Annotated in this window: 27 protein-coding genes; 10 read left to right on the top strand and 17 right to left on the bottom strand. The window is 37.3% G+C overall.

Translation table 11 applies throughout. The annotated features are described in order from the left end of the window. Positions 1 to 52: 52 nt before the first annotated feature. On the bottom strand, positions 53 to 1,510 hold the full coding sequence (locus MM236_RS01835; protein WP_241273223.1) for a BamA/TamA family outer membrane protein: 1,458 nt from the start codon (positions 1,508 to 1,510) through the stop codon (positions 53 to 55). 278 nt (positions 1,511 to 1,788) lie between these two features. Between MM236_RS01835 and yidD the strand changes: the two genes are divergently transcribed. Then, positions 1,789 to 2,025, top strand: coding sequence for a membrane protein insertion efficiency factor YidD (gene yidD, locus MM236_RS01830; RefSeq protein ID WP_439648004.1), 237 nt, complete (start codon positions 1,789 to 1,791; stop codon positions 2,023 to 2,025). On the opposite strand, the gene MM236_RS01825 is transcribed toward yidD, so the two are convergent. The 5 genes from MM236_RS01825 to MM236_RS01805 form a co-directional block, all read right to left on the bottom strand. Beyond that, the gene (locus MM236_RS01825; RefSeq protein ID WP_241273222.1) at positions 2,022 to 3,131 is read right to left on the bottom strand and encodes a prolipoprotein diacylglyceryl transferase; all 1,110 of its coding nucleotides are present in this window, start codon (positions 3,129 to 3,131) and stop codon (positions 2,022 to 2,024) included. The genes yidD and MM236_RS01825 overlap by 4 nt on opposite strands. 105 nt (positions 3,132 to 3,236) lie before the next feature. Further along, positions 3,237 to 5,084 carry an NAD(+) synthase gene (gene nadE, locus MM236_RS01820; RefSeq protein ID WP_241273221.1) on the bottom strand — a complete coding sequence of 616 codons (1,848 nt, stop codon included), beginning with the start codon at positions 5,082 to 5,084 and terminating at the stop codon, positions 3,237 to 3,239. A 44-nt stretch (positions 5,085 to 5,128) separates the two neighbouring features. After that, on the bottom strand, positions 5,129 to 5,869 hold the full coding sequence (rnc, locus tag MM236_RS01815) for a ribonuclease III (protein ID WP_241273220.1): 741 nt from the start codon (positions 5,867 to 5,869) through the stop codon (positions 5,129 to 5,131). 2 nt (positions 5,870 to 5,871) lie between these two features. Continuing rightward, positions 5,872 to 7,125, bottom strand: coding sequence for a beta-ketoacyl-ACP synthase II (gene fabF, locus MM236_RS01810; protein WP_241273219.1), 1,254 nt, complete (start codon positions 7,123 to 7,125; stop codon positions 5,872 to 5,874). 22 nt (positions 7,126 to 7,147) lie between these two features. Then, a complete protein-coding gene (locus MM236_RS01805) occupies positions 7,148 to 7,384 on the bottom strand; it encodes an acyl carrier protein (RefSeq protein WP_241273218.1) in 237 nt (78 codons plus the stop codon). A 150-nt stretch (positions 7,385 to 7,534) separates the two neighbouring features. Between MM236_RS01805 and MM236_RS01800 the strand changes: the two genes are divergently transcribed. The 6 genes from MM236_RS01800 to MM236_RS01775 all read left to right on the top strand — a co-directional run bounded on the left by MM236_RS01800 (position 7,535) and on the right by MM236_RS01775 (position 13,427). Then, positions 7,535 to 7,963 carry an IPExxxVDY family protein gene (locus MM236_RS01800; RefSeq protein ID WP_241273217.1) on the top strand — a complete coding sequence of 143 codons (429 nt, stop codon included), beginning with the start codon at positions 7,535 to 7,537 and terminating at the stop codon, positions 7,961 to 7,963. Between the two features lie 14 nt (positions 7,964 to 7,977). After that, positions 7,978 to 9,408: a pyruvate kinase gene (gene pyk, locus MM236_RS01795; RefSeq protein WP_241273216.1), complete on the top strand. Its 1,431-nt coding sequence runs from the start codon at positions 7,978 to 7,980 to the stop codon at positions 9,406 to 9,408. A 344-nt stretch (positions 9,409 to 9,752) separates the two neighbouring features. Next, the gene (locus MM236_RS01790; RefSeq protein ID WP_241273215.1) at positions 9,753 to 11,186 is read left to right on the top strand and encodes a fasciclin domain-containing protein; all 1,434 of its coding nucleotides are present in this window, start codon (positions 9,753 to 9,755) and stop codon (positions 11,184 to 11,186) included. Between the two features lie 103 nt (positions 11,187 to 11,289). Beyond that, positions 11,290 to 12,330 carry a sensor histidine kinase gene (locus tag MM236_RS01785; protein WP_241273214.1) on the top strand — a complete coding sequence of 347 codons (1,041 nt, stop codon included), beginning with the start codon at positions 11,290 to 11,292 and terminating at the stop codon, positions 12,328 to 12,330. Continuing rightward, entirely contained in the window at positions 12,287 to 13,060 is a 774-nt protein-coding gene (locus MM236_RS01780) for a LytR/AlgR family response regulator transcription factor (protein WP_241273213.1), read from the top strand. Before MM236_RS01785 ends, MM236_RS01780 begins: the two co-directional genes overlap by 44 nt. Position 13,061: 1 nt before the next feature. Continuing rightward, positions 13,062 to 13,427 (top strand): hypothetical protein, encoded by a 366-nt coding sequence (locus tag MM236_RS01775; protein WP_241273212.1) that lies wholly within the window; start codon positions 13,062 to 13,064, stop codon positions 13,425 to 13,427. Between the two features lie 2 nt (positions 13,428 to 13,429). Here MM236_RS01775 and MM236_RS01770 read toward each other — a convergent pair whose 3' ends face one another. The 5 genes from MM236_RS01770 to MM236_RS01750 are packed head-to-tail and all read right to left on the bottom strand — an operon-like array spanning position 13,430 to position 17,176. Then, a complete protein-coding gene (locus MM236_RS01770) occupies positions 13,430 to 14,992 on the bottom strand; it encodes an NFACT RNA binding domain-containing protein (RefSeq protein WP_241273211.1) in 1,563 nt (520 codons plus the stop codon). Further along, on the bottom strand, positions 14,968 to 15,759 hold the full coding sequence (locus MM236_RS01765; protein WP_241273210.1) for an MBL fold metallo-hydrolase: 792 nt from the start codon (positions 15,757 to 15,759) through the stop codon (positions 14,968 to 14,970). Before MM236_RS01765 ends, MM236_RS01770 begins: the two co-directional genes overlap by 25 nt. After that, entirely contained in the window at positions 15,756 to 16,031 is a 276-nt protein-coding gene (locus tag MM236_RS01760; RefSeq protein ID WP_241273209.1) for a hypothetical protein, read from the bottom strand. The genes MM236_RS01765 and MM236_RS01760 overlap by 4 nt, the downstream gene beginning before the upstream one ends. An 18-nt stretch (positions 16,032 to 16,049) precedes the next feature. Further along, complete coding sequence (locus tag MM236_RS01755) at positions 16,050 to 16,427, bottom strand: response regulator (protein ID WP_241273208.1); 378 nt, start codon at positions 16,425 to 16,427, stop codon at positions 16,050 to 16,052. After that, entirely contained in the window at positions 16,424 to 17,176 is a 753-nt protein-coding gene (locus tag MM236_RS01750) for a response regulator (RefSeq protein WP_241273207.1), read from the bottom strand. Before MM236_RS01750 ends, MM236_RS01755 begins: the two co-directional genes overlap by 4 nt. Before the next feature lie 56 nt (positions 17,177 to 17,232). Here MM236_RS01750 and miaA point away from each other — a divergent pair, with 56 nt between their 5' ends. Beyond that, positions 17,233 to 18,141 carry a tRNA (adenosine(37)-N6)-dimethylallyltransferase MiaA gene (miaA, locus tag MM236_RS01745; protein WP_241273206.1) on the top strand — a complete coding sequence of 303 codons (909 nt, stop codon included), beginning with the start codon at positions 17,233 to 17,235 and terminating at the stop codon, positions 18,139 to 18,141. Here the strand turns inward: miaA and MM236_RS01740 are convergent. From MM236_RS01740 to MM236_RS01730, 3 genes are all read right to left on the bottom strand, one after another. Next, complete coding sequence (locus MM236_RS01740) at positions 18,129 to 18,485, bottom strand: hypothetical protein (RefSeq protein ID WP_241273205.1); 357 nt, start codon at positions 18,483 to 18,485, stop codon at positions 18,129 to 18,131. The genes miaA and MM236_RS01740 overlap by 13 nt on opposite strands. Before the next feature lie 5 nt (positions 18,486 to 18,490). Next, positions 18,491 to 19,465 (bottom strand): 6-phosphofructokinase, encoded by a 975-nt coding sequence (gene pfkA / locus MM236_RS01735; RefSeq protein ID WP_241273204.1) that lies wholly within the window; start codon positions 19,463 to 19,465, stop codon positions 18,491 to 18,493. Positions 19,466 to 19,781: 316 nt separating this feature from the next. Continuing rightward, positions 19,782 to 20,132: a single-stranded DNA-binding protein gene (locus MM236_RS01730; RefSeq protein ID WP_241273203.1), complete on the bottom strand. Its 351-nt coding sequence runs from the start codon at positions 20,130 to 20,132 to the stop codon at positions 19,782 to 19,784. Positions 20,133 to 20,362: 230 nt separating this feature from the next. Here MM236_RS01730 and MM236_RS01725 point away from each other — a divergent pair, with 230 nt between their 5' ends. Together MM236_RS01725 and MM236_RS01720 are read left to right on the top strand one after the other, a co-directional pair. After that, positions 20,363 to 21,646, top strand: a complete 1,284-nt coding sequence (locus tag MM236_RS01725; protein ID WP_241273202.1) for a metal-dependent hydrolase family protein — start codon at positions 20,363 to 20,365, stop codon at positions 21,644 to 21,646. 216 nt (positions 21,647 to 21,862) lie between these two features. After that, the gene (locus MM236_RS01720) at positions 21,863 to 22,438 is read left to right on the top strand and encodes a flavodoxin family protein (protein WP_241273201.1); all 576 of its coding nucleotides are present in this window, start codon (positions 21,863 to 21,865) and stop codon (positions 22,436 to 22,438) included. A gap of 137 nt (positions 22,439 to 22,575) precedes the next feature. On the opposite strand, the gene moaCB is transcribed toward MM236_RS01720, so the two are convergent. The 3 genes from moaCB to MM236_RS01705 form a co-directional block, all read right to left on the bottom strand. Continuing rightward, a complete protein-coding gene (gene moaCB / locus MM236_RS01715; RefSeq protein ID WP_369415181.1) occupies positions 22,576 to 23,526 on the bottom strand; it encodes a bifunctional molybdenum cofactor biosynthesis protein MoaC/MoaB in 951 nt (316 codons plus the stop codon). Between the two features lie 445 nt (positions 23,527 to 23,971). Continuing rightward, positions 23,972 to 24,952 carry a GTP 3',8-cyclase MoaA gene (gene moaA, locus MM236_RS01710; RefSeq protein WP_241273199.1) on the bottom strand — a complete coding sequence of 327 codons (981 nt, stop codon included), beginning with the start codon at positions 24,950 to 24,952 and terminating at the stop codon, positions 23,972 to 23,974. 142 nt (positions 24,953 to 25,094) lie between these two features. Continuing rightward, the gene (locus tag MM236_RS01705; RefSeq protein ID WP_241273198.1) at positions 25,095 to 26,051 is read right to left on the bottom strand and encodes a helix-turn-helix transcriptional regulator; all 957 of its coding nucleotides are present in this window, start codon (positions 26,049 to 26,051) and stop codon (positions 25,095 to 25,097) included. Positions 26,052 to 26,153 lie beyond the last annotated feature (102 nt).

Here is a 26,153-nt window from a genome sequence, read left to right as displayed (position 1 = left end):
AACGGACATAAACGTTTAAATCAAGATCTTACTAAAACCGAATTTTTGTTTGCTAAAATGGCGCCTTGAAGTTGAAGAAAAAATTCCCTTCATTATAATTGTTTATAGAATATTCAAACCTGAGAACAATGTCATACAAAATCACCAAGTCGACACCTGGGCCATATCCAAAAAGGTGTGAATTAGTCAATCGACGATTTTCCGGGATTGCATTGCGATCATTTACATACCCTTGGTCAAAGTTTCCGCTCAAATAAAGCCTCAAAGGGAATGTAGAGAACCCATCCAAAGGGCTTATGTTAGAAATGTCATATTGAAGGTCGAGTAGTTTGAAGCGAAAGCTATTTTTATGGACAATTGTTTGTTGCCCATCTATGACATTCAGTTCAAAACCTCTGACAAAATTAGGGCTGTAACCTACTCCTCTGACAGAGGTAAAAGGCTGTCTTTTTCCCAAGAAAGTATTGATTGTCAATCCTGTGGCAAAATGAAACTTGTCATTGAATTTGAGGTATCTATTCGCAATGGCTGTAAATTCCCAATCTTTGAAATCATCCGAACTTAAAAGTCCATATTTTGTAACCCCAAAATTCAACAATGCACCATTGGTAGGGTAGGAGTTATAGTTTCTCCGATCATGCTTGAATTCGTATGAGAGTGTAAAGTAACTCAGCTTTGTATCATCGTGAAGAAAATAATTTGGATTTTGTACAAGTACATCTTCGTTGATGTTTACATTGGTGTAACCGAGCGTGAGATAGTTGAAATTGTAAAAGTTACCTCTATAGCTATACCTTAAAGAAGAAGAAAATAATCTTCTCATCACTTCTTCTTCTTCATTTGCGAAAAACACTTGTTCGTTATTCGCAGATCTTACAGAAATGGTTTTATTGGTGACGTAGGATAACTGAGTAGTCAGTCCATGTTTTTGATTTCTGTCTATGTAGGGCAGACTATATAATACATCAAATGCCTGGGTAAATCCAAATTGTGCACTTACACGCATTTTTTCATTTCTGCCGCCGACATTGTTGTGATAAAACCGCGCCCCATAATTGACCCTTTTGAAGCTTCGGTTTTGGTTAGTCCACCATTCAGAAAAGTTTCTGTCTGCCAATTCAAAAATAATAGAAGGGATAAAATACCTTCTCTCATCTACAGATATCAATATTTCTATTTGCTCTTCTCCTGTGATTAAGGGGGTGATTTCAACGCTGTTGAACAGTTGGAGATTGAATATTTTTTTTTGGTCTGCTGAAAGAATAGTCAAAAGATCATCCCAATCATAAGTAATGCCTGTTACAATATTTAATTCGCGGAGAATGATGTTCTTTCTGGTCTTTTCATTCCCAATCACAAATACATTATTGATGACAGCTTTTTCAGGGATGTCCAGATTTAAATTTTGGACACTTAAGGAATCGATGATTTGTGCACTGCTATTTTTTGGCAATACCAGAATCATCATGAAGAGAAATATGATGCTGAAAGATTGATATTGCTTTTTCAATTTACTCCTTTGTTATATTAACTTAGCAATTATAGATGTTTTCACTTGGATTAAACGATATTTTTAAAGTTAAATTCAAATTTTTGATGAATTTGTTAAATCTTTTCAACTTGTAAATTTCAGGCAATTCACAGTTTTAGAATGGTATTGTTTGTTTTACTTATATTAGTAAATTTTCAACAATTTTATCCCTATTCAAGCTATCAACCTAGAAAATTATCTTGAGTTTTTTGAAACAAAGGAATTATTTGGTGAAGTCCCTGTGTTTGTATCTAAATTTGAGAAAAAGAAAGTTGAAAACAATCATAAGAAAAATCGCCATTTTCCCTGTATTGATTTACCAATACTTGATTTCACCACTTTTTCCTTCTTCCTGTCGATATACGCCAACCTGCAGCACTTATATGAAAGATGCCATCTTGAAGCATGGCGTTTTCAAAGGAGGTTGGTTGGGTATCAAAAGGATAGCTAGTTGCCACCCTTGGGGAGGTCACGGACATGATCCTGTGCCTTAGAGATTTTCTTTTTCTGGCTTCAATCCTTTTTTCGCTGCCAAATAGATCAAGACGATCCCTCCAATCACCAACGGAATGCTCAACGTTTGTCCCATGTTTAAGGTCAAACCTTCTTCGAATTCTACCTGATTTTCTTTGAAATATTCCCAAATAAACCTGAACCCGAATACTGAAATCAAGAAAAGACCAAGAAATAATCCATCGGGTAATCTTTCTTTATATTTGTTCCAGATCAAAAACAAAGAAATAAATATCAGTAAATATGTCAGTGCTTCGTAGATTTGAGTAGGGTATCTTGATTTGCCAAACGTCCTGATGGTAGCCAAATAGTAGCTTCCCTGATCTGTCAATTCAAAATTCAAATCTGAACTAGGATCTTCTGCAAGGTATTTCTGTGAGCTCCTGAAATTGGTCAGGACGTATTTCACATCTGATTCCAACGCTTTTCTCAGATCCGCTTCTTCATAACTCCCTTTTTCTATTTTTATATCAAAATTGACAGGTACAATTCCATTGCCTACAAGTTCGTTTTCTCTTTCAGCTGGTTTGTAGGCATTCACATCGATAATAGGCACTCTCAAAGTTTCCAATGCTTCTTCAGTGTCCCTTGCAAATACAAATCCGCTGTCATTTCCAGTTTCTTTGCCTCCAATCTCTGAGTTCATCAAATTCCCAACCCTGATCAAAGCACCAGTCATCGCTACGACGATGACGATTCTATCTACTACCCAGAGGTAAGATTGGCCCGGTGTTTTTTTGGAATACATATACAAGGCTATCAAGATCGCGATCGCAGCACCATGACTGGCAAGCCCACCTTCCCAAACTTTTAGGATATCGATAGGATTGCTAAGGTATTTTTCTGGTTCGTAAAAAAGGACATGTCCTAATCTCGCTCCAATGATCGTTGCCAATACCATATAAATGGTTAGTTTGTCAACCAATTGCTCGTTTTGTCCTTCTTTTCTAAAGATGTAGACCATTATTTGTTGTGAAATGATAAAGCCAAGTGCAAAAAATAAACTGTACCATCTTAATCTTTCAAATCCTGAAAAAACAGCTGGGTCTGGACTCCAGACAACATAATTTAAAATACCTTGTATCATTTTTATTTCTTATTCTTTGTCAAATATGTCGATTATCAACGATTATGCGACATTAATTTCGTAAAATTTTAAACTCAAAATAGTTTTGAATCCATCAATTAAAACTTAAACTTCATCAAGTGATTTGAGTTCCTCTTCATATCCTCCTGATAAAATGGGGAATCTATACCAGGACTTTGGATCTACACTGAATTCATCAAGGTGAAAAGCTGGTGCTAGTCTTTCCCTTTTCCATTGGTTTCTTGACCATAGCCTGAAGAATTTTCTAATATATTGTTTCAAGATATCAGATTCTATTTCTAGTTCCTCTTTTAATATATAATAGACGTCCAAAGGGGATCTTTTGTCTCGAATTGCTAATTTTTCTATCTCCAAAATTACAGAATAAGGCATGAGATCTTGCTCGTCGGTCTGATGGTTTTCATTTGGCCTGAGTTCCGCAGTCGGTTGAAGTGCATTGACTTTTTGCAGCACTGGATGACCCAGTTCAATCTCTGCCCATTTGAGCCATTGTAAGATGAAGTATTTGTCAACTGATGCTATCGGGGAGATACTTCCACTTGTATCGCCGTCCATGGTTGTATAACCTACATCTCCCTCGCTACGATTTGAAGTGGTGAGAAGCAATGCATTTTCAATATTGGCAAGCATCCATATGATGGGAGATCGGGTTCTGGCTTGGATATTTTGCAGTGTAATGTCGTCCTTTTCCCATGTCAACCTCCTGCCGATCGCTTTCTCTATCTTTTCAGTGTAAGATTTTACCTCTTCTGATATTTCCCAGTTGTAAAATCTTGCACCGATGCTTTCCGCCAATGCTTTTGCACTGTTGAAAGTGGCATAGGATGAATTATCGGATGCTTGGTATGCTGTGGTGAATATTTGATTCACAATTTCCTTTATGGGATTGTTTGTTTTTGGGATCAATACAATCCCTAATTTTTTTATAAACGCAGGAAGACCCAATTCAGCTACACCTCTTTTGACCATTTCTGCTACCAAAACAGCAATGCTAGATGAATCTGCACCACCACTGAGCGAGAGGACGAAACCTTTGCTGCGACTTTTTCTCATATAGTCAAAAAGCCCCAGAGATGCTGCTTGCGCAAATTCTTCATTTTTATTGTGCTGGCTATCTATTTCTGGATATGATTCCTGAGTTTTATCATATTGAAAATACAGGACCTGAAAATCAGAATAAGAAAGCAGTTTATTTTTTAAAAGTAGTTTGCCATTCTTGGAGACCATAATTTCTCCATCAAAAATCATCCTTCCCGCTTCATTCCCAAGAAGGTTGATATAGCAATAAGTTGTATCAAATAGGGTGGAGGATTCTCGAACCAATTCTTCACGAAGGATACTCTTTCCCATTGCGAAATGGCTTGCACTTGGATTGAAAATCACATCGATTTTCCTGTCTTTCAATCGAAAACCAGGCCTCAAATCTCCCCTCCAAGCATCTTCACAGATTTCAAATCCATAGCTAACACCATTTTTTTCAAATACGAGATCACCAAGTGGAATTTCTTTTCCAAAAAAATCAAATGAAATCACTTCACTTTCCTTCCAAGGTGTAAACCATCTGAATTCATAATGAACCCCATCGATAGCCATAAACTGCTTCGCAACAAACCCTTTGAGTTCAGCATTTTCAATTATTGCGACACAATTATAAACTTTTTCTTGGATCCTTACAGGCAAACCTACTATGACTGTAATGTCTTCACAAAGTGGGATTAGTTTTTCAAGTTGTGAAAGTGCTTTTTGGGGATACCAGTAGCTCAAGAAAAGATCCTCACTTCCATATCCAGTGATGGACAATTCAGGAAGGCAAAGAATGTCAGCATTGTCTTTTTGGGCAATCTTAATAGCGTCGGAAATGTTTTTGAAGTTACCTTCCCAATCTAGTGGTGTTTGGTTAACTGTAGCGCAGGCGATTTTTAATATTGACATAAGCGTAGATCAGTTTTTAAAACACAGAATCAAAAGAATGTGTTCTAAATGGGTATATTAAGTTTTTCGCAAGCATTTTTTGAAGCTTCTTGTTCAGCTTTTTTCTTAGTTGGCCCTTTGCCTTCAGCCACGGGTTCTCCTTTGATGATGATTTGTACCAAAAACTCTTTGAAACGTTGATTTCCTGAAACTGAGACCAATTCAAAATCTATTTCTTTGGACTCTTTTTGAGACCATTCTATCAGTTTACTTTTGAAATTTGTGGTGGTGTTGATGATATCATCTACGTCAAAATGGATGATGATTCTTTTGAGGATGAAATTTTTGGTAAAAGCGTAACCTCTATCCAAGTAAATGGCACCGACCAAAGCTTCCAAAGTATCGCCATAGATGGATTTATGTGCATTGATATTTCTGCCGCGCATTTCTTCATTGATCAGCTTTGCGAGTCCGATTTTTACCGCTATTTGGTTGAGTGCTTCCCTGTTTACAATTCTCGATCTGGTTTCGGTGAGAAAACCCTCATCCCTGTAAGGGAATTTTATGAATAAAAATTCAGCCACGATCGTACCAAGGACTGCATCGCCGAGAAACTCCAACCTTTCGTTTGAAATTTTGAGACCGTTGATGCTTTCTTCAGCAACAGAGGCATGTTTGATAGCAAGTTTGTATAGGGATAAATTAAAAGGCTTACTCCCCACCATATGTTTTATGGAGGCAGCAAGCCTTTTTTCATTTTTGTTATACAGAAGTGCTTGTAATCTGAGTAAGCGTGATAGTCTCAAGGTTACTCATCGATTTTTTTGAAAATGATAGAACAGTTGTGTCCTCCAAATCCAAAAGTATTACTTAAAGCAGCTCGAACTTCTCTTTTTTGAGCCTTGTTGAAAGTCAAATTTAGTTTGCTATCCAAGTTTTCATCATCAGTGAAGTGATTGATTGTTGGAGGGACAAGACCATTTTTGACAGATAGGATGGATGCAATTGCTTCAATTGCTCCAGCTGCACCTAGAAGGTGACCAGTCATAGACTTTGTACTGCTAATATTGAGTTTGTAAGCATGCTCTCCAAAGACCTTTTGGATAGCTTTTACTTCACTCACATCTCCTAGCGGAGTAGAAGTACCATGCACATTGACATAATCGATGTCTTCAGGCGTTAGGCCAGCATCTTCCAGTGCGAATTTCATGACATTTGCAGCGCCTTCTCCCTCAGGATGTGGTGCTGTAATGTGATGAGCATCGGCTGTCATTCCGCCACCTACCAACTCAGCATAGATTTTGGCTCCACGTGCTTTTGCATGTTCATATTCTTCAAGGATAAGCGCACCCGCACCTTCACCAAGTACAAATCCATCTCTGTCATTGTCAAATGGTCTAGAAGCTGTTTTCGGGTCTTCATTTCTTTGAGAAAGAGCCTTCATGGCATTAAAACCACCAATTCCTGCTTCCGTCACTGCTGCTTCGGAACCGCCAGATATGAATATATCGGCTTTGCCCAATCTGATGTAATTGAATGCATCAATCAGAGCGTTGGTTCCCGAAGCGCAAGCTGATACAGTGACAAAGTTAGGTCCCTTAAATCCATATTTGATGGAGAGGAAACCTGCACTAATGTCAGCGATCATTTTCGGAATGAAAAAAGGGTTAAATCTCGGTGTGCCATCACCATTGGCGAAATCAACTACTTCGTCTTGAAATGTTTTGAGTCCACCAATACCTGAACCCCAAATAACACCCGCTCTGTGCAGGTTTGTTTTTTCAAGATCTAATCCAGAATCTTTCATGGCCTCATCCACAGCAATCATTGCATACTGTGTAAATGGATCCATTTTTCTAGCTTCTTTTCTGTCGATAAAATCTTCCACATTGAGGTTTTTGACCTCACAGGCAAATTGCGTCTTGAAAAGTGAAGCATCGAATCTAGTAATAGGTGCAGCACCGCTCACACCATTACTAAGACCATCCCAAAATTCTGGGACAGTATTACCTATTGGTGTAAGGGCACCTAAACCTGTTACTACAACTCTTCTTAAATTCATAAATGAATTTTAAGTGATTATCTTATTTTACGTTTGCTTCCAGATAGCTGATAGCTTGACCCACTGTACCGATTTGCTCGGCTTGGTCATCTGGAATAGAAATGTTGAACTCTTTTTCGAATTCCATGATGAGCTCTACTGTATCCAGAGAGTCAGCACCTAGATCGTTGGTGAAGCTAGCCTCAGTAGTAACTTCAGATTCTTCTACGCCTAACTTATCAACGATAATGGCTTTTACTTTTTGTGCAATTTCAGACATTTTGTGATCAGTTTATTTTAAAACACTTCGCAAAGAAATATATTTAAAACCTTAATGCCAAAAAAAACACCGAACTAAATTTAAGATATTCTCTAACTGCATTAAAGTTGAAGGATTATTTTTAACTTTGTTTTTCAAAATTCTTCCTCAATGAAGAAATCAAAATTACTCGTAGAGAACCAGTATGAATTCGAACTTTTAGGCTTTGTTGCCCCAATTAAAGACTATAAAATGGCTTGGGTGGTGAACAATTGTCTGAAAATTAGGTTGGTCAAAACGAAAGATTTTGAGCTCCAATTCCTCGATGATTCCCAATTGAAAATTTCTCAATTTATTCTTGAAAAAGATCATGGATATATTCAACTTTTGAAAAACCGATCATTCAATGAGAATGGAAATGTTCATTATCTAATTCCTGAACTGAAAATCATGGATTACTTTATGCTCATACAAGACCTTACCTTCGATTTGAATATTAATGCTTATATTGAGCAACTTTCCAAAAGCAATTCAATTCAGAATGTAGTGAAACTGGAAGTCTCAAAAATAAAATCAAAAGAAAACCTGTTAACCTATTAAAACAAAAATTACTCATGAGTGTACCTTTCTTTAATAAAACAAAGATTTTGGCTACAGTAGGCCCGGCCTCTAACAACGAAGAGACATTGTTGAACCTGATCAAAGCAGGAGCAAATGTTTTTAGATTGAATTTTTCACATGGAAACCATGAAGGGCATGCAAATGTCATCAGTCTGATTCGTAAGATCAACAAGGAAAATAATCTTGCAATCGGGATTCTACAAGATCTTCAAGGCCCAAAAATCAGAGTTGGCGAAGTAGAAAACAATGGAGTGGAGATCACACCAGGTGATTCTATCACCATTACCAATGATCCTGTAATCGGAACTTCTGCATTGGTGAGTACTGTTTATCAAAATCTTCCAAACGATGTCGTTCCTGGCGATAGGATATTGATCGATGATGGCAATCTGGAATTGGTCGTAAATAGCTCAGATGGTAAAAATGTGAATTGCTCTGTAATCCATGGTGGTCTGCTCAAATCTAGAAAAGGAATCAATTTACCAAACACAAAGGTGTCGGCGCCTTCTCTTACTGAAAAGGATTTGGAAGATTTGGAGTTTGGACTTGCTAATGAAGTGGACTGGATAGCGCTTTCCTTCGTGAGATCGGCAGAAGATATTTATGACCTAAGAAGAAGAATCAAAGATGCTGGTAAAGTCTGCAAAATCGTAGCGAAAATCGAAAAGCCAGAAGCACTTGACAATATCGACGAAATCATCGAAGCAACTGATGCTATAATGGTAGCTAGGGGAGATCTTGGCGTCGAAGTACCAATGCAAATGGTGCCGCTTTGGCAAAAGAAAATGGTGGAAAAATGTAAATTGGCTTGTAAGCCAGTAATCATTGCGACTCAAATGCTCGAAAGCATGATCGTCAACCCTAGACCTACAAGAGCTGAAACAAATGATGTCGCTACTGCTGTATTGGATGGCGCTGATGCTGTGATGCTTTCCGCAGAGACCGCATCTGGGAATTTCCCTGTTTTTGCGGTAAAAGCTATGACTTCAATTATTACTTACATTGAACAAAACGCTGAGATTTATCACAACCTCTACAAAATCCCAGAAGACGACAAAACATTCTATTCCAATAATTTGATCTTGATGGCTGCTCGTTTATCTAGAAATGTAAAGGCCAAAGCAATTGTTGGTATTACATCTTCAGGGTTTACTGGTTTTAGAATTTCTTCACATAGACCAATGGCCAACGTATTTGTATTCACCAGAAATATTCCATTGATAACGCAACTCAGTTTGGTCTGGGGTGTTAGAGCTTATTATTATGAAAGCAATGTATCTACCGATGCTACTTTCAATGATATCGAAAAACAATTGAAAGCAGACGGACATGTTAGGGAAGGTGATGTTATCATCAATACTGCTAGCATGCCTTTGAAAGCAAAAGGAAAAACGAATATGTTAAAAATACACGTAGTAGAGTAGTTTTAATTACACTTGTATATTACTATCCATTTTCATGCACATATTCAAACAATCCATTGTCGGATGAACGATTTGTGGTTCTGTTGACTGTGAACTGTTGTCTGCTGACGAGTATCCGCAACGTACAAAGCTACTACTTACCCGACGTGCAACATTGCGGATACTTATATACTCGTACTATAAATCAATAGGTTGCCATGTTATGGCGACCTATTTTTTTTTGGAATTTACCGTTCAAGGTGAAAAATCAACAGGTCAACCTTTTCATAACCCTGATGATCCATGTCTATACATCCATTTTTTGGTTGATGCGGTTTTAATCCCGAACATAAACTATATCGACTATGAAAAAATTATTTAATTTATTGCTTTTAGGCACTTTCGTGCTATTTGCTGTGTCATGTCAGGAAGATGAGCCTGCTCCGCAACCAGCGCCAGATTTAGTCCAAGCTGCCAACGCAGCTGGTTTGACCACCTTATTAGCTGCTGTAGATGCAGTTCCATCTTTAGGTTCTACGCTTTTAGGAGCGCCTGCAATTACAGTTTTTGCTCCAACTAATCAAGCATTCACAAATGCGCTTACAGCATTCGAAGCTACTGATCTCAATGATTTGGTTTCAAAATTAGGAGGTGTTCAAAACTTAGAAATTGTTTTGGGCTTCCATGTAGTACCAGCAGTTGCATTTGCAGCTGATTTGAACGCAACGAATTCTTTTACTACTGTCTCTGGGCAGACACTTACTGTTTCTAGGACGGGAGGCTCCGTTACCATTACTGATGCTACTGGCGGGACAGCCAATGTAGTGACTGCTGATGTAGAAATTGCCAATGGAGTTGTACATGTTATTGACAGAGTATTGTTGCCTGAAATCGAATTGCCAACTGAGCCAGCTCCGAATTTGGTAGATGCAGCTACTTCTGCTGGTTTGACAACTTTGTTAGCCGCAGTAGGTGCAGTAGACGGACTTGGTGGTACTTTACTTGGACTAGACGCGATCACTGTATTTGCTCCAAGCAATGAGGCATTTGCCGCTGCTCTAACAGCTTTTGGTGCTGCTGATTTAGGTCAACTTGTAACGAAAATTGGTGGGGTTGGAAATTTAGAGACAGTACTAGGTTTTCACGTAGTTCCTGCTGTAGCTTTTTCCACTGACTTGGCAGCTACCAACACATTTACAACTGTGTCAGGACAAGAGATCACTGTCAATGTATCTGGATCTAATGTGACTGTTACAGATGCCGCTGGTAATACAGCAAATGTAGTGACTCCTAATGTCGCTATCGAAAATGGTGTCGTGCATGTAATTGATAGGGTTTTATTACCAGAATTGGAATTGCCAAATGTAGTTGAAGCAGCTACAGCTGCAGGTCTTACTGTTTTGCTAGATGCAGTTACAGCGGCGAATCTTGGTGGAGCACTATTGGAAGCTGAAGCTATCACAGTATTTGCTCCAAGAAACGAGGCATTTGTCGCTTTGCTCGAAGAGTTGGATGTTGAAGGTTTGGCGGGATTGATCGAATTGTTAGGTGCTGAGGCTGTTACCAAAGTATTGCAGTTTCACGTTGTTCCGGCAGTTGCATTCTCTTTCGATCTAGATGAAGGAACGCAAACAGTTCCAACCTTGGCAGGAGAAAACCTTACTGTGACCAGAACAGGAAGTAATGTGACAGTAACAGATGCAGCAGGTGCTGTTTACAATGTGGTAATAGCAGATGTAGCCATTGAAAATGGAGTGGTTCATGTTATTGACGGAGTATTGTTGCCAACTTTAGAATAATTGATATTACCAACAACAGAGGGTTTTCAAACCTTCTGTTGTTTTTTTTGAACATTTTTTTTTCAATCTTAGATAATTGCTTTGGATTAACCCTGATAAATAAATGTTTAACAGCCGCTACAGATATCTCTTGCCAGGTTTTCTGGCTTTGTATTCCTTTGTGAATATCCTTGTGCTGGATGGTGATAGATTGTATCAGGCAGAATTGGCGCAAGACAAACTTTTTTTCATCATTTTTATCTTATGCTATGCTGTATGGTTTGTGAATGCAGTAATCGAAAATCAGAGACATCGTATTGACTCTAAGATCAATCCGCTGATAATGCATTTTGGGCTGAGTTTGTTGGGTGTGGGTATATTCAGTTTTATTTCTGTGTTGATCACTGGAGAAATATTGGGTGCTCCTTTTTCTTTTTCTTTTCAAAACCTTTTGCTTACAAGTGGTTTTGCATTCAGGATCAACCTTTTTTTGAATTGCGTCAATGCAATATTTTATTTTAGCAAAAGATATAGGGAAAAAGCCGTAGAAGCTGAAAAACTCCATTCTCTGAATATTGAGGCGCAATTGACTACGCTCAATTCGCAAATGAACCCCCACTTTTTTTTCAATAACCTTAGTACCTTATCTTCTTTGATTTATGAAAATCCCAAACTTGCTGATGAATACTTACAGAAATTATCTCAAATCTATAGACATATCCTTGCTAATAAAGATAAGGAACTTGTGTCATTGAGTGAAGAATTGGCATTTTTAGATAATTATATCACTTTGTTGGGAATTAGATTTCAAAAATCTTTAAATTTTGATTTGAAGATAGAAAAAGCATGTAATGACCTTCTTTTGCCCCCATCAGTTCTTCAGCTTTTGGTGGAAAATGTTGTCAAACATAATTATTTTACAGAAAAAGAACCACTTTCAGTCACGATCATTGCAGACTGTGAAACGATCAAAATCCATAACAAAAAGCAAAGAAAAGAAGTTGTAGAATACTCGTCTGGCATAGGACTTCAAAACATTTCCGATAGATATTCATTTCTGGATATGGAGATTGAGATTGTTGATACAGAAAGTGATTTTCAAATTAGCCTGCCTTTGATCCATGAAGATAGTAATAGTAGAAGACGAACCACTCACTCTGAATAGAATCAGAAACCTGGTAATTGAGCAAAACAGTGAAAACCAAATTATCGCGACAGCTCAGAGTATCAAAGAATTGAAAGAAATTTTGGATAGTCTCACAGAGATTGATTTGTTGCTTTGTGATATTCATCTGGCAGACGGCCTTAGTTTCAAGGCGCTCAAAGGACGGGAAATCACCTTTCCTATAGTCTTTGTGACAGCATATGATCAATATGCCATTCAGTCATTTGAGCATAATTGTATAGACTATATTCTCAAACCTATACAGGAAGAGAGGTTGTTGAAAGCCTTTGAGAAAGTTAAAAATCTTCGGAAAGAAACACCTGATTTTTCCAAAATCAATTCAGAATTTATCAATAAACTTATACAAGGGTATCAAGAGAAGGTTTTTAAAAAAAGATTTTTGACAAAATCTGGAAATAAAATCCGTTTTGTGAATACTGAGGATATAGCCTATTTTTATTCGCAAGATGGTTTGACGTATGTTTATGAAAGAGAAACACGAAAAAAATCGCTGATTGATAATACATTGAATGAACTGGAAAAAAACTTGCTCGACCCTAACGGATTTTTTAGAATAAGTAGATCAGTAATTATAAATTTGGATGATCTTTTGGAAATGAAATTGATCCAAAATGGTCGAATGAAGCTATTGATGCATACACAGCCAGAAACTGACATCATTGTAGCAAGGGATAGGTTAAATGATTTTAAAAATTGGATAAATCAATAATATGAAAAAAATTGTTTTCGCCAGCATTTTGATGCTCACACTTTGCCATTCTGGGTTTTCCCAGGCAGCTGAAAACATAAATCTTGATTCACTTCTCAATCAAGTCCTTGCTTTGGAAGAAGATCTGTATCAAGTCAAACTCAATCTTCACCAATCTCAAAAACGGCTCAAAACAGGTATTTTTATAGCTACAATAGGGTATTCTGTTACGATCTTGGGAGGACAACTGCTTGGTACAAGACCGCAACTTGGAAAAACATTGTTGTACACTGGTGGTGCCATTGGGATAGGAGGTACGGTGGCCCTCGTCAGTGGCTTCAATAAGATTTCTATTGGTCCACCTAGGAAACCGACACGGCATCAGTAGTTCTACTCTTTTGGGCCGATAGGGGGTACCATCAATACACTTTCTTTGTCAACCATAACGGCTCCAGGAGCAGCACCTTTCACCTTCCTGACGTATTTTACGGGAGTGTACATGACGGGTGCCAAAGTTTCATTCTTGTTTTTGGAATAGTAAGCGGCCAATTCTGCAGCTCTCTCAATTACTGTTTTTGGGAATTTTATTCCGGATTTGAATTTGATGATGACATGTGAACCAGATACATCTTTGGCATGCAGCCAAAGGTCTTCCTTCCATGCGAAATGTCTAAGCATTTCGTCATTAGACTTTGCAGATTTGCCTACCAATACTTCAAAACCATCTATTTCGAACCTTTTGTAAGGAACTTGCTCCTGTTTTTCTTTTTCTTGAGAGACAAGGTTGTTTGATTTTACAAAAGACCTCAACTCCTTGAAATGTGAAATCCCCAAGATTTCTTCAAGCATAGAAGATGATTTTTTCAGCAACTCTTCCTTGTCTTGGATGTTTTGATAGATCTGATCAATTTCTATTTTTCTGTTTTTTGACTTTCTATAGAGATTTTCAGCAAAAAGCTGTGGGCTCAAACCTCTCTTAAGTTTGATGACTTGATTCTGCTGTGTATAGAAGTTGAATAGGCTAACTTCTTCTGCATTTTTATCAATCTGGTGAAGATTGGCCATAATGACATCAGCGATTTGGGCAGGGGAAATTTCCGATTCCAAGAGACTCAGTTTCTCAGTGGACTTTTGAATATAAGAATTAGATTTCTTCTTTTGATCTTCAAAGGTTTTGACCCAATGATGTTTTTCTTTTTCAAAAGCTTGTACTACCACCAAATACCTGAAAAGTTCATTCGTGGCATCAATTGAATCGCTTGTTTGGTATTTGTGGCTGTCTTCTGGTAATAGGCTCAAAAAGTGGTCTTTATCTTTTTCTATGATAGAGAATAAAGGACTGTCTAGCATGTCAAGCAATAAGGTCATCAACTGCCATTTTTCTTCAATACCAGCATTGATAAAGCCTCTTTGTTTTAGCCATTCCCTTGGGATTTTTCCCAAAGTAGGTAAGAATTTTGAAGCATTACCCTCAAGGTTTTCAAATTCTGTTCTGCTTAAATCCAGATTTTTTGCAAGGTCTTCGATTTTGATTTGCCAGTCGTCTTTGAGATCGTTTCTGAAAAGTTTGAAAGGCAGATCTTCTTCCGATTTGTAAAAGAGCAAGTTGCTTCTTGTACCGTGAAGTTTAAAAAGGATTTTAAATCCATTTGTCAATGATATTTCAAAAGCCCTTTCAAAAGCTACCACTTGAATACCTAAGATTTTTTGCCCCTTTAGCTCAGGAAAGAGGCTTACAGTATTTTTCTTTCCTCTTTTGAAATCACTGGGAAATGCGAGACAAGAGATGCTGGGGAGTAAATTAGCTTGGATGTAGAGATCTTTCGAATCTATGTTACAGCCTATGATCAGCTCGTTTTTGTTTTGTGAAAAAATCTCAACGAGCTCAGCTCCCAAAAACTTTTTTTCAAGTGCAGGACAGAGGAATTTTAAGAAGTGGTAATTGAGGTGCATGTTGCAATATCTATTTTCAATCCATCAAAAGCTAATTTGATGTGTTTTGGAAGTTTTGCCTCTACTTCGGCATGTGTGCCAAGTCTGTGGCTGATGTGGGTGAAGTATGCTATCTCAGGATTGATTTTCTCTACCATCTCTAAAGCTTCTTGAAGGGTGAAGTGTGAAATGTGATGGTTGATCTGTAAGGCATTCAGGACCAGTACTTTTGTCCCCTTGATTTTTTCAAGCTCTTCATCAGCGATGGTTTTGGCATCTGTGATGTAAGTAAAATCACCAATTCTAAAACCCAAAACTGGTAGGCGATAGTGCATTACTTCTATGGGGGAAAACTTTACTCCCTCCACATCAAAATCCAGTTCTTTTGTGATTTCATGGGTGATTACCTGAGGAACTCCAGGGTACTTTACTTTTTCAAATATGTAGGAGAACTCCCTTTTGATTTGATTCAGAACCTGTTCGGTGCCGAATATAGGCATGTCCTTCTGATGCATAAAGTTGAATGGACGGATATCATCCAAGCCTGCTGTATGATCTTTGTGTTCGTGTGTGAAAACCACTGCGTCTAGAGAACTGATTTTTTCACGAAGCATTTGTGTTCTGAAATCAGGCCCAGTATCGATCACTATACTTTTGCCTTTGACTTCAATGTGAATTGCACTTCTAAGCCTTTTGTCACGAAAATCCAAAGATGCACAAACAGTGCAATCACACCCGATAACTGGTACTCCCTGCGATGTTCCTGTTCCTAAAAATGTAATTTTCAAAGTTTTAATTGAGTTTGTTGTAATTCGCTAAGAAACTCTTGGTTTTTCTTGTCATCGAAATCTTTTGGGTTGAAATTCAACTCTTTGATGATATCGATCAATGTATTGATTTTCCCTTCTATAGTGTAATATTTATTGATGATGACGATCTTATTATCCTTTAGGATACAATAGCCAGATTTGAAACTTCCTTTTTCATATCTCAATATAAATTCAGAAGAGGCAAAGAGGTTTTCGAGCTTATCCAGAAAGTTTTTTGTATATCGGATCATCTTTTGTTGAACTTTAGACTATGCCAAATGTTTTTTGACAGTAGCTAAAAGATGATCATAATCGAGTGGTTTTTGGATATAATCATCCAGCCCAGCCTTTTTGAAATCATCAAGTGTGTAATTTTTGTAGTTACCTGTAATTGCAATAATGGGGATTTTCGCTTTTTTTGGATCAACTAGTGCCCTGACAGCTTTGGTGCATTCAATACCATCCATTATTGGCATATTGATATCCATCAAAATCAAATCGAAATCTTCGGTTGCAAGTTTGTCTAAAAGTTGTTTCCCATTCTTTACTGCAGTAATGTGGTAATTTTCAAACATCAACACGTTTTTAGTTAAGTTGATGATTACAGAACTATCTTCAGCTACCAGCACTTTTTTATTTTCCGTCATGGATTCAAAATTTGAATGGTTTGTATATGTTTTTTAAATGAATCTAAATTATCATTTAAAGTTAAATAATCTTTCAAAGTATTCTCAAAAATCTCATTTTTTATGTTTTTTTCAAATTGTTTTGAGGAATTAAAAATCTTTAAAGCTCCTAATGTACCTGAATTTCCCTTAATAATATGAAGTTTATCACCAATGTTTTTAAATGCCTGGTGATTTATAAGTTCTTTTATTTCTGACAACAACCCTTCCGTTTCATCTATGAATTCATCATAGATGGTTTTGATGTTTTCTACGGTGTTATATTTCAACAATTTTTTGAGGGATTCTAGGTCAATATCAATATCTTCATAACAAACATCGGTATCACAGGGGTACTTGTTTTTTTGTTTGTCAATGTGAAAAGAAATAGTTTCCAAAAATAGTTTTGGCTTTATGGGTTTGGATATGAAATCCTTAAATCCCGTTGATAGAAAAAATTCCTTGTCGTTATGATCAGCGTAGGCAGAAATCGCAATGATGGGTGATTTGGTAAGTTGATCGTTGATTATTTTTTTCAATGCTGAAATACCGTCCATTACAGGCATCTGAATATCCATGAGAATGAGATCATAGTGCCCCTCTATTAATTTATCAATTGCAATTTTCCCATTTTCAGCAATGTCGTACTCATACAATTGTCCGATAATGTGCTCAAAAACCCTTCGGTTGAGCGCATTATCATCTACTATAAGAACCTTTTTGCTTTTCATCTTCAAAATATTGATAAATTTGTATTCAATTATAATTAAAGTAAATTCTAAACCGGGTGAGTAATAAGAAGTATTTAATTGTCATTGTTGGGGCAACTGCAGTTGGTAAGACTGAATTATCCATAAATTTAGCCAAAATTTTTAACACAGAAATTATTTCTTGCGATAGTCGTCAGTTTTTTAGAGAAACTAATCTTGGTACAGCCAAGCCTTCTTCAGAAGAACTTAGTCTTGTCAAACATCATTTTATCAATAACCTCTCCATTTTTGATGATTATGATGTCAAAACTTTTGAAGAAGAGGCTCTCGGTCTGTTGGAAGAGATCTTTCAAAAACATGATAAAACCATCATGACTGGAGGTTCAGGGCTTTATGTTGATGCTATTTGTAATGGATTTGATGCCATACCTTCTATAGATCCAGCTATCAGAAAAGAAATTATTCAGCTATATGAAAAAAATGGTATTGAATATCTTCAAAAAGAAGTTGAGGAATTTGATCCTCATTATTATGGCCATGTAGATCAGAAAAATCCCCAGCGATTGATGCGTGCGTTGGAAGTAATCAGGGGAACAGGTCAGCCTTACAGCAGTTTTAGGGTCAAAAAGAAAACAAAGAGGCCATTTGGGATTATTAAAATAGGTTTGGAGCTAGATAGGGAATTTCTTTACAAAAGAATTGATCAAAGGATGGATATGATGATCGAGGCGGGGCTGTTTGAAGAAGCAGCTGGATTATATCCATTTAGGGATTTGAATGCTTTGCAGACTGTTGGTTACTCCGAGATTTTCGGGTTTTTGGAAGGGCAATATGATAAAGAGGAGGCAGGAAGACTTTTAAAAAGGAATTCGAGAAGATATGCAAAAAGACAAATGACTTGGTTTCGCAAAGATGAAGAGATCAAGTGGTTCAACCCAAATCAGCAAGAGATGATTCACCAGTATATCTTGGATCAGATTGGCTGAATGTTGAAAATTTTAGCTACAAAACTGTAAGGTCTTTTCGCTATAATATTATTATAATGAATTCTGATCAATTTGGCTTCCTGAATAGGTTTTTTTATTTGAGCATTATAAAATCCGAGTTGATCATCTTTCAACTCGGATTTTGTCTTTTTATACAGGCTATTGATTTTTTCAAAAGATGGAGTTATATCAGAAGCTTCCGAACTTACCTGAGTCAACCCGACCCAAGTATCATTGCAAAGCGTTTCGAATTGTTTCTTTTTGGATTTCAAGGATTGATGGATCACCATGACAAACAGCATGACTGCACCTCCAAGCGTAAGAAAAATCGGAATAAAACCCATAATGATTAAATACTTAATATTTCAATTAATTTTAGATGGTCACCTTTCAATGCTTTTGTTTTACTTATACAATCTTCAAAAGTCGTATAGACCACATCACCATTGACCACGCCAGCCATGCAGTTTGATTCTCCATTGATTAGACCTTCTACTGCAGCCATTCCACATCTGGAAGCCAATACTCTGTCACGAGCTGTTGGATTTCCTCCTCTTTGGATATGTCCCAAAGTAGTCACTTTGAATTCTTTGTCTTCATCATTGACCTTTGTCTTGACTTTTTCCATGATCAATTCAGCATTTCCTTCTTCATCACCTTCGGCGACTACAATGATGCTGGATGATTTGGATTTCCTTAGGTTTTTCAAAGATTTGACAACTTTTTTCAAGTCAGTCTCTGTTTCTGGTACCATGACAAATTCAGCACCTCCTCCGATTCCACATTCTACAGCAATGTAACCACTGTCTCTACCCATCACTTCAATAAAAAAGATTCGGTCATGAGCTGCTGCCGTATCCCTGATTTTGTCGATTGCCTCCAATGCCGTGTTCACAGCCGTATCGAAACCAATTGTATAATCAGTCCCATAGATATCATTGTCAATAGTTCCTGGACATCCAATCGTAGGAATGCCAAATTCCTCAAAGAATACTTTTGCACCAGTAAAAGTGCCATCTCCTCCAATTGCCACGATCCCTTCGATTCCGAATGATTTTAGTTGATCGTAGGCTTTTTGACGTCCTTCTTTGGTTCGGAAACTTTCGCTTCGTGCTGATTTGAGAATTGTTCCTCCTCTTTGGATAATATTGCTTACCGAATGGGATTGCATTCGCTTGATGTTCCCATCGATCATACCGTCATATCCATAGGTGATTCCATATACTTCAATTCCGCGAAAAATAGCCGTACGTACTACTGCCCTTATACATGCATTCATTCCTGGAGCATCTCCTCCAGAAGTAAAAACTGCAATTTTCTTCATATCTGTTAATAGGTTTTACGAGTGTCAAAAATACTCATAATTGTATGTCTTTGTTATCAAAAATGAAAAAGTTTACAATAATAAAAAAATAAGGACTGCTCTTATCTTGGTAGGGGCAGTCCTTAAAGTAATTTATTTGACTATCCGATTTCTTGCACTTTGCTATACATTAGATTGTGGGCTGAGCGATTTGTGGTTCTGTAGCTGTGAACGGCTGTCTACGCCTCGGTGTAAAAGTTGTAGACGAGTATCCACAGCTTGTAAAGCTACTTCTTTCCCAACATGCAATATTGCGGATAGTTATTATCCATGATTATTAATTACCCGAATTGGGCTTTTCTCCCAAAAGCAAAATCTCATCTGCTATCACCTCTGTGATATACTTTTTATTGCCATCTTTATCTTCATAACTTCTATTGCTGAGTTTTCCGACGATACCAATTTCTGAGCCTTTGTCTGCATATTTCTCAAGTATTGAAGCTGCTTTGTCCCAAGCGACGACGTTGTGCCAAATGGTTTCTTCCACTTTTTCCCCTTTGGCATTTTTGTAGCTTTCGTTAGTTGCAAGCCGGATACTGGCTTTTACCTTGCCACTTTCAAATTGATTGATTTCTGGTTTGGCTCCCAATCTCCCGATCAGTTGAACCCGATTTCTGATTCCACTCATATTTCTAAAATTTTGGTTAGGGTTGTAAAAAAAGAAAATTAAGTCACTTAAATAATTTTGGTATTTTTGTATGGGTATCTGTTTAGATCCACTTTGACAAAGAATAGATCTATTTTTTATAATCTCAATTTACTCAGAACTTCATTTTTATGGTATTCCTAAACGTTTATATACGATAATCCTGTTTTTTTTCATTAGCTTTCAATTACAACCATTTAATTTCAATTGTCATGAAGAGAACTTTGACATTTATTTTCCTTTCAGCTATTTTGATTCAAACATGTTTCGCCCAAAAAACATACATTCAGACTGGAAGCCTCTTGGATGTCAAGACAAACAAGATGCTCAAAGAAAGAACAATTGTAATTGAAAACAACCTGATTTTTGAAGTTCAAAACGGTTTTGTAGCTGGAGGGGAAGGGGATTTTATGATTGATTTGCGAGATAAGACAGTACTGCCTGGGTTGATGGATATGCATGTGCACTTAGAGAATGAAACAGGCCCCAGAAGGTATTTGGATAGGTTTGTGGAAAATGAGGCAGATATAGCATTCAATGCTTTGATTTTCGCAAAAACGACCCTGATGGCTGGATTTACGACGGTGAGGGATTTGGGGGGTACAGGTGTGAATATTTCATTGAGAAATGCGATCAATTCCGGAAAGGTAGATGGTCCTAGAATCATCACATCTGGAAAATCAATAGCTCCAACAGGTGGCCATGCAGATCCGACTAATGGCATGAAAAGGGAATTGATGGGTGACCCAGGGCCGGATTTGGGAGTGATCAATGGAGTAGCAGACGCAAGAAAGGCTGTTCGGCAGCAGGTAAAATATGGGGCAGATGTAATCAAAATCACTGCGACTGGTGGTGTGTTGAGCGTAGCAAAAGACGGGAATGCTCCGCAATTCCAACAAGATGAGATTAATGCAGTGATCGAAACAGCAGCAGATTTTGGGATTCATGTAGCGGCACATGCCCATGGCGATGAAGGGATGAAAAGAGCAATTATTGGAGGGATTCATTCTATAGAGCATGGTACTTACATGTCAGAAGAAACCATGGAAATGATGATCAACACCGAAACTTGGTACGTTCCTACTATTACAGCTGGCAAGTCAGTGGCAGAATATGCCAAAATCCCAGGCTATTATCCTGCTCCAGTAAAGGCTAAAGCAGAGACGATCGGTCCTTTGATTCAGGAAACCTTTGGAAGAGCGTATAAAAAGGGTGTTAAAATAGCCTTCGGAACTGATGCAGGGGTATTTCCCCATGGGGAAAATTACAGGGAATTTATTTACATGACTGAAATGGGTATGCCTAATTTGGAGGCAATCCAATCCGCTACATTAAGAGCTTCCCAATTACTCGGAATGGAAGATCAGATTGGTTCAATAGAAAAAGGCAAAATAGCAGATATAATCGCTGTTGATGGAAATCCAGAAGAAGATATTGAGGTAATGAAAAATGTGGTATTTGTAATGAAAGAAGGAAAGGTTTATAAAAAAGATTGATTAATAAAATCCCTTGTATTTTTAATATGAGTATCCGCAATGTTGCACGTTGGCTCAGAAGAGGCACTATGTGTTGCGGATTCTCGTCAACAGACAACTGTCAACTGTCAATAGAACCTCAAATCATTTATCAAACATTCTATTGATTGGCTACGTGCAATCAAGCGGATAGACATAATTTTTAATTATAAAACAAAAAAGCAAAAGACTTAAACTATGAAAATTAGTATCCAAGTATCATTATTTTTTATCGTTCTATTGAGTTCCATAGAATTGACTTTTGGACAATCTTCGCCTACTATCCTTATCGCCTACTATTCCGAAACAGGTAAAACCCAATCCATGGCAGAGGCTGTGGCTAATGGAGTAAATGAAATCGGAGAAGTGGATTTTATCCTTAAACCAATCTCAGAAGTCAAGACCGAAGAGTTATTAAACGCTTCAGCAATTATTCTAGGTTCTCCTGTGTACAATGGGAATGTAGCGCCTCAGATGCAAGAATTCATCAACTCCTGGCCTTTTGAAGGGAGACCCTTGACGGATAAAATCGGTGCTGTCTTCGTTACTGGTGGTGGTTTTTCGATTGGTGAAGAAGCTGTTTTGATGAGTATGATTCGATCTATGATGATTCATGGTCTGATCATAGTGGGGGGAGATTCAGTGGAATCTGCTTTTGGGGCTTCTGCGATTACCGGTGAGGGGGATTTTGCTGAAAAGGAGGTACAAGAGATTTTTTTGAAGAAAGCCGAAGGGCTTGGGAGAAGAATTGGGGTGATAGTGGCAAATAAGTAATGTTTGTTTTTTTAAAGTCAACAACGTTGTAGAATTGGTACGAAAGGTAGATGGATAGCCTTATCTCAAAACTGAAATTAGGATTCTTTTAAATATCAGAACTTACCTGAATTCCATTTTGACAATTAAGTAGGCTTTCAATCATGTCTGGCTCCTTCCATCACTTGAAAGATATGTAGAATAGCAGGGAATATTGCATCCATGGATTCTTCAGCCCCCTTAGTCGAACCTGGTAGTGCAAGGACAAGGCTGTCTCCGATCATTCCAGCTACACTTCTTGACAACATTGAGTATGGGGTCCTCATTTGTCCATAACTTCGTATGGCTTCTTCGATACCTGGGATTTCTCTATCCAAAAGTGGTTTTATCGCCTCTGGTGTTACATCTCTAGGTGAAAGGCCAGTTCCTCCTGTAAAAATGATTAAGTCAACTTTCTCGTTGGAAAAGTAAATCAGCTTTTCTTGAATATTCTCAACCTCATCAGGGATGATGGTGTAGTCAACAATCTCTATGTTATATGGAACAAGTTTTTTTGTAAGAGCTAAACCAGCTTTGTCTTCTTTTTTTCCCGCGGCAATTGAATCAGAGCATACGATCACAGCCGCTTTCAGAGAAAGGTCTGTTTTTTTGTTGAATGTGGTTTTTCCACCCTTTTTCTCCAACAGTTTGATTTGGTTTATGGAAATGTTTTTGTCTATGGGCTTGAGCATATCATACATAGTGAGAGCTACCACAGAAGCAGCATGCATTGCCTCTACTTCTACGCCGGTTTTGTATATCGTATGGATTTCTACCTGAATGTGGATTTGCAATTCCACAATTTTGTAAGTGATGGCTGTATATTCTATAGGAAGTGGATGGCAGTCTGGAATCATGTCGGCAGTCCGCTTCGCAGCAAATAGCCCTGCCACTTTTGCCATTTCAAAGACATCTCCTTTGGGTACTTTTTTTTCAACCACCGCTTTCACTGTGTCTTGATGGCTTACTTCTACGATTGCTTGGGCTATTGCGATTCTAAGGCTTGTGGATTTACTTGTAATATTTACCATGTTAATACTGCTTTGGTAGTTCTTGTTATTGTTTTTGATTTTTCCCCATACAACCAATTGGCTCAAGGTTCTATATCTTATTGAAATTGGTGAAACCTAACAAATCTTGGCTAACAAGATATTCCATATTGGGGATAGTATTAGAATGTCAAAGATAAAGCTTTTCATTTTCGGATCTCATTTTTCTCTTTGGTTTCGGATATTTTTGGAATACTTTTAGAAAATGACCAATGCAGGATTTCTGGGACGGTCAAAGATTTGAAAAACTGATTTGAAACTCAACTACAAAGGTTTTCTGGGACAGTTTTTACTTTGTTGAAATCTTCAAAATTCTAGATTCAACCAAACTCTTTTTTCAAAATCGTAATCAACTACTGAAATACTCCCAAAAATGATTGTGGGATCATGTTTTCTTGTTGCCAAATCCATAGCTTTCAGCAAAGATTCTAGATTTTATTTAATATTAAAAACTTCAATTTTTTGATCATCCTCCTATTCTTATCATACTCCTATTTTCTATTTTGCTTGCATCAGCTTGTTCATATTCGTTTGAGAACTGCCCTCCAAGAGCTTTACTTTTCTTGTGAAGTGAGAGCCTGATGACTGACTCAATATCCTTTCCTTGCCGAAGCTGTCCAAGTAAGTCAAGTTCATCTTTGCCAAAAAGGCAGTTTTTCATTTTTCCATCAGCAGTAATTCTCATCCTGTTGCAGCTGTCGCAAAAGTTTTCGGACATAGTAGTGATAAATGCAAAAGTTCCTAGGTGGTCAGTTACCTTATACTTCTTTGCAGTATCATGTGGTAAATCTTTGATTTTGATGATGTCAAACTTCTGTTCAATTATCCCAATCATTTTTTTTGCAGTCATCACTTTCTCCTTGTTCCATAGATTTCCTGCAAATGGCATAAACTCTATAAATCGAACGTGCAATGGAAGGTCTTTTGTCAATGATACAAAATCCAAAAGTTCGTTCTCAATAATCCCATTGAGAGCGACGACATTTATTTTTACCCGAAAACCTTCCTTTAGAAGTAGTAGAATGTTTTCTTTTACTTTTTTAAATTGGTTTCTTTTTGTAAGCTTGAAAAACACATCCTCTTGTAAAGTATCCAAACTTACATTTAAGGATTTTATACCATTTTTTTTGAAAACATCAATGTATTTGTCAACTAAAATCCCATTTGTGGTAAGCGTCAATTCTACTGGAAGGCACGAAAGTCGCTCAATGATTTCTGCAAAATCTTTTCTTACCATAGGCTCTCCACCGGTTAGCCTTATTTTGGTAACACCTAACTGTACAAATTTCTTGGCTATAGTTTCGATTTCATCTATTTGCATCAAATGACTAGAAGGCATCGTTTCGATATCTTCATCGGGCATGCAATAACTACATCGAAAATTGCAGCTGTCTGTCAAGGAAATCCTCAGATAAGTGTGAACTCTCGCATGTTGGTCTAAAAGCATTTTTTTGAAAATTGCGTTAGGAATAATTTAAATAGAGTAATATCACTTAAACAAAAAAAGGAATATTACTTATTTCACTTTGCGTAAAAATTTTTGAAAAGTACAAACTTATTTTGGTAATGTCAGTGATTGCTGCATTTATTTAAATGTTTGGGAGGTGCTTCTTCATCATGGCTTGCAGCAGATCCCGAATCATTTCCTTCAATTCAAATGGCTCTAGTACTATAAATTGATCTGCAAATACAATCAGCCACCTGAGGATACTATCAAGTGAGGTTGTCATAAATGTCATCTCTATGTTTTCCCCAATTTCCTTTTGCATTACAAAACCATGGTTGAATTTTTGACCTTGCATATATTTAATAAAGTTATTTGGGACAAGGATGACAACTTTTATCAAAGATTCTTGTTTTTGAATCTTTGTGAGATAAGCTCTAAGACTAGGGTGTCGATCAGGAAAAGTTTCTTCTTTATGCCTGATTTTCTGAATTCGATCTACCCTAAATGTCCGATAATCCTTTCTCAATCTACACCAGGCTATCAAATACCATTTTTCGAATGCAAAAAAGATCCCAATTGGTTCTATTTCCCTTGTGCTTCTTTCTTCTTTTTCGAAAGAAATATATTCAATGGTGACTACACATTTTTTAGTCAAACTATCCAAAATTTCTTGAAGTCCTTTGCCTTTATTTTCTAATTGGCTGAAATTAAGGTTTTGCATTACCTCAATTTGGTCTGAAAGTTCCTCGAGGGCGGATTTTTCGGCCTGTCGAAGGACAGCTTTGATCTTGATCATGCCTGATTGGAAGTTATTATTCATCCCTTTTTCCGTGATTTTCTCGTAGATTTTTTCAGCTACCAGAAAAGAGAGTGCTTCTTCTTTCGTAAACATCAGTGGAGGGAGCCTATAGCCATCGACCAATTTATACCCTATTCCTGCTTCTGAAGAAATAGGAACTCCAGATTCTTCCAGTGCCCTAATATCTCTGTAAACAGTTCTAAGGCTTATATCAAATCTGTCAGCAATTGCTTGTGCAGTTATGATACTTTTGGATTGCAATTGGGTCAAAATAGCTGTAAGTCTTTCTAATCTGTTCATTTGATTGGTTCTGGTCAAGTAGAAATAAAGTGGTACTGATGATAAATTTTTATTAAAATTCAAGTTTTTCAAAATCCTACTGACATAGGGCTGTCATATCGG

It is taken from the genome of Belliella calami (genome assembly GCF_022549695.1).
Taxonomy (GTDB): Bacteria; Bacteroidota; Bacteroidia; order Cytophagales; family Cyclobacteriaceae; genus Belliella; species Belliella calami.
Note: the sequence above shows the minus strand (reverse complement) of the source record. Positions and strands in the feature narration are given on the sequence as shown.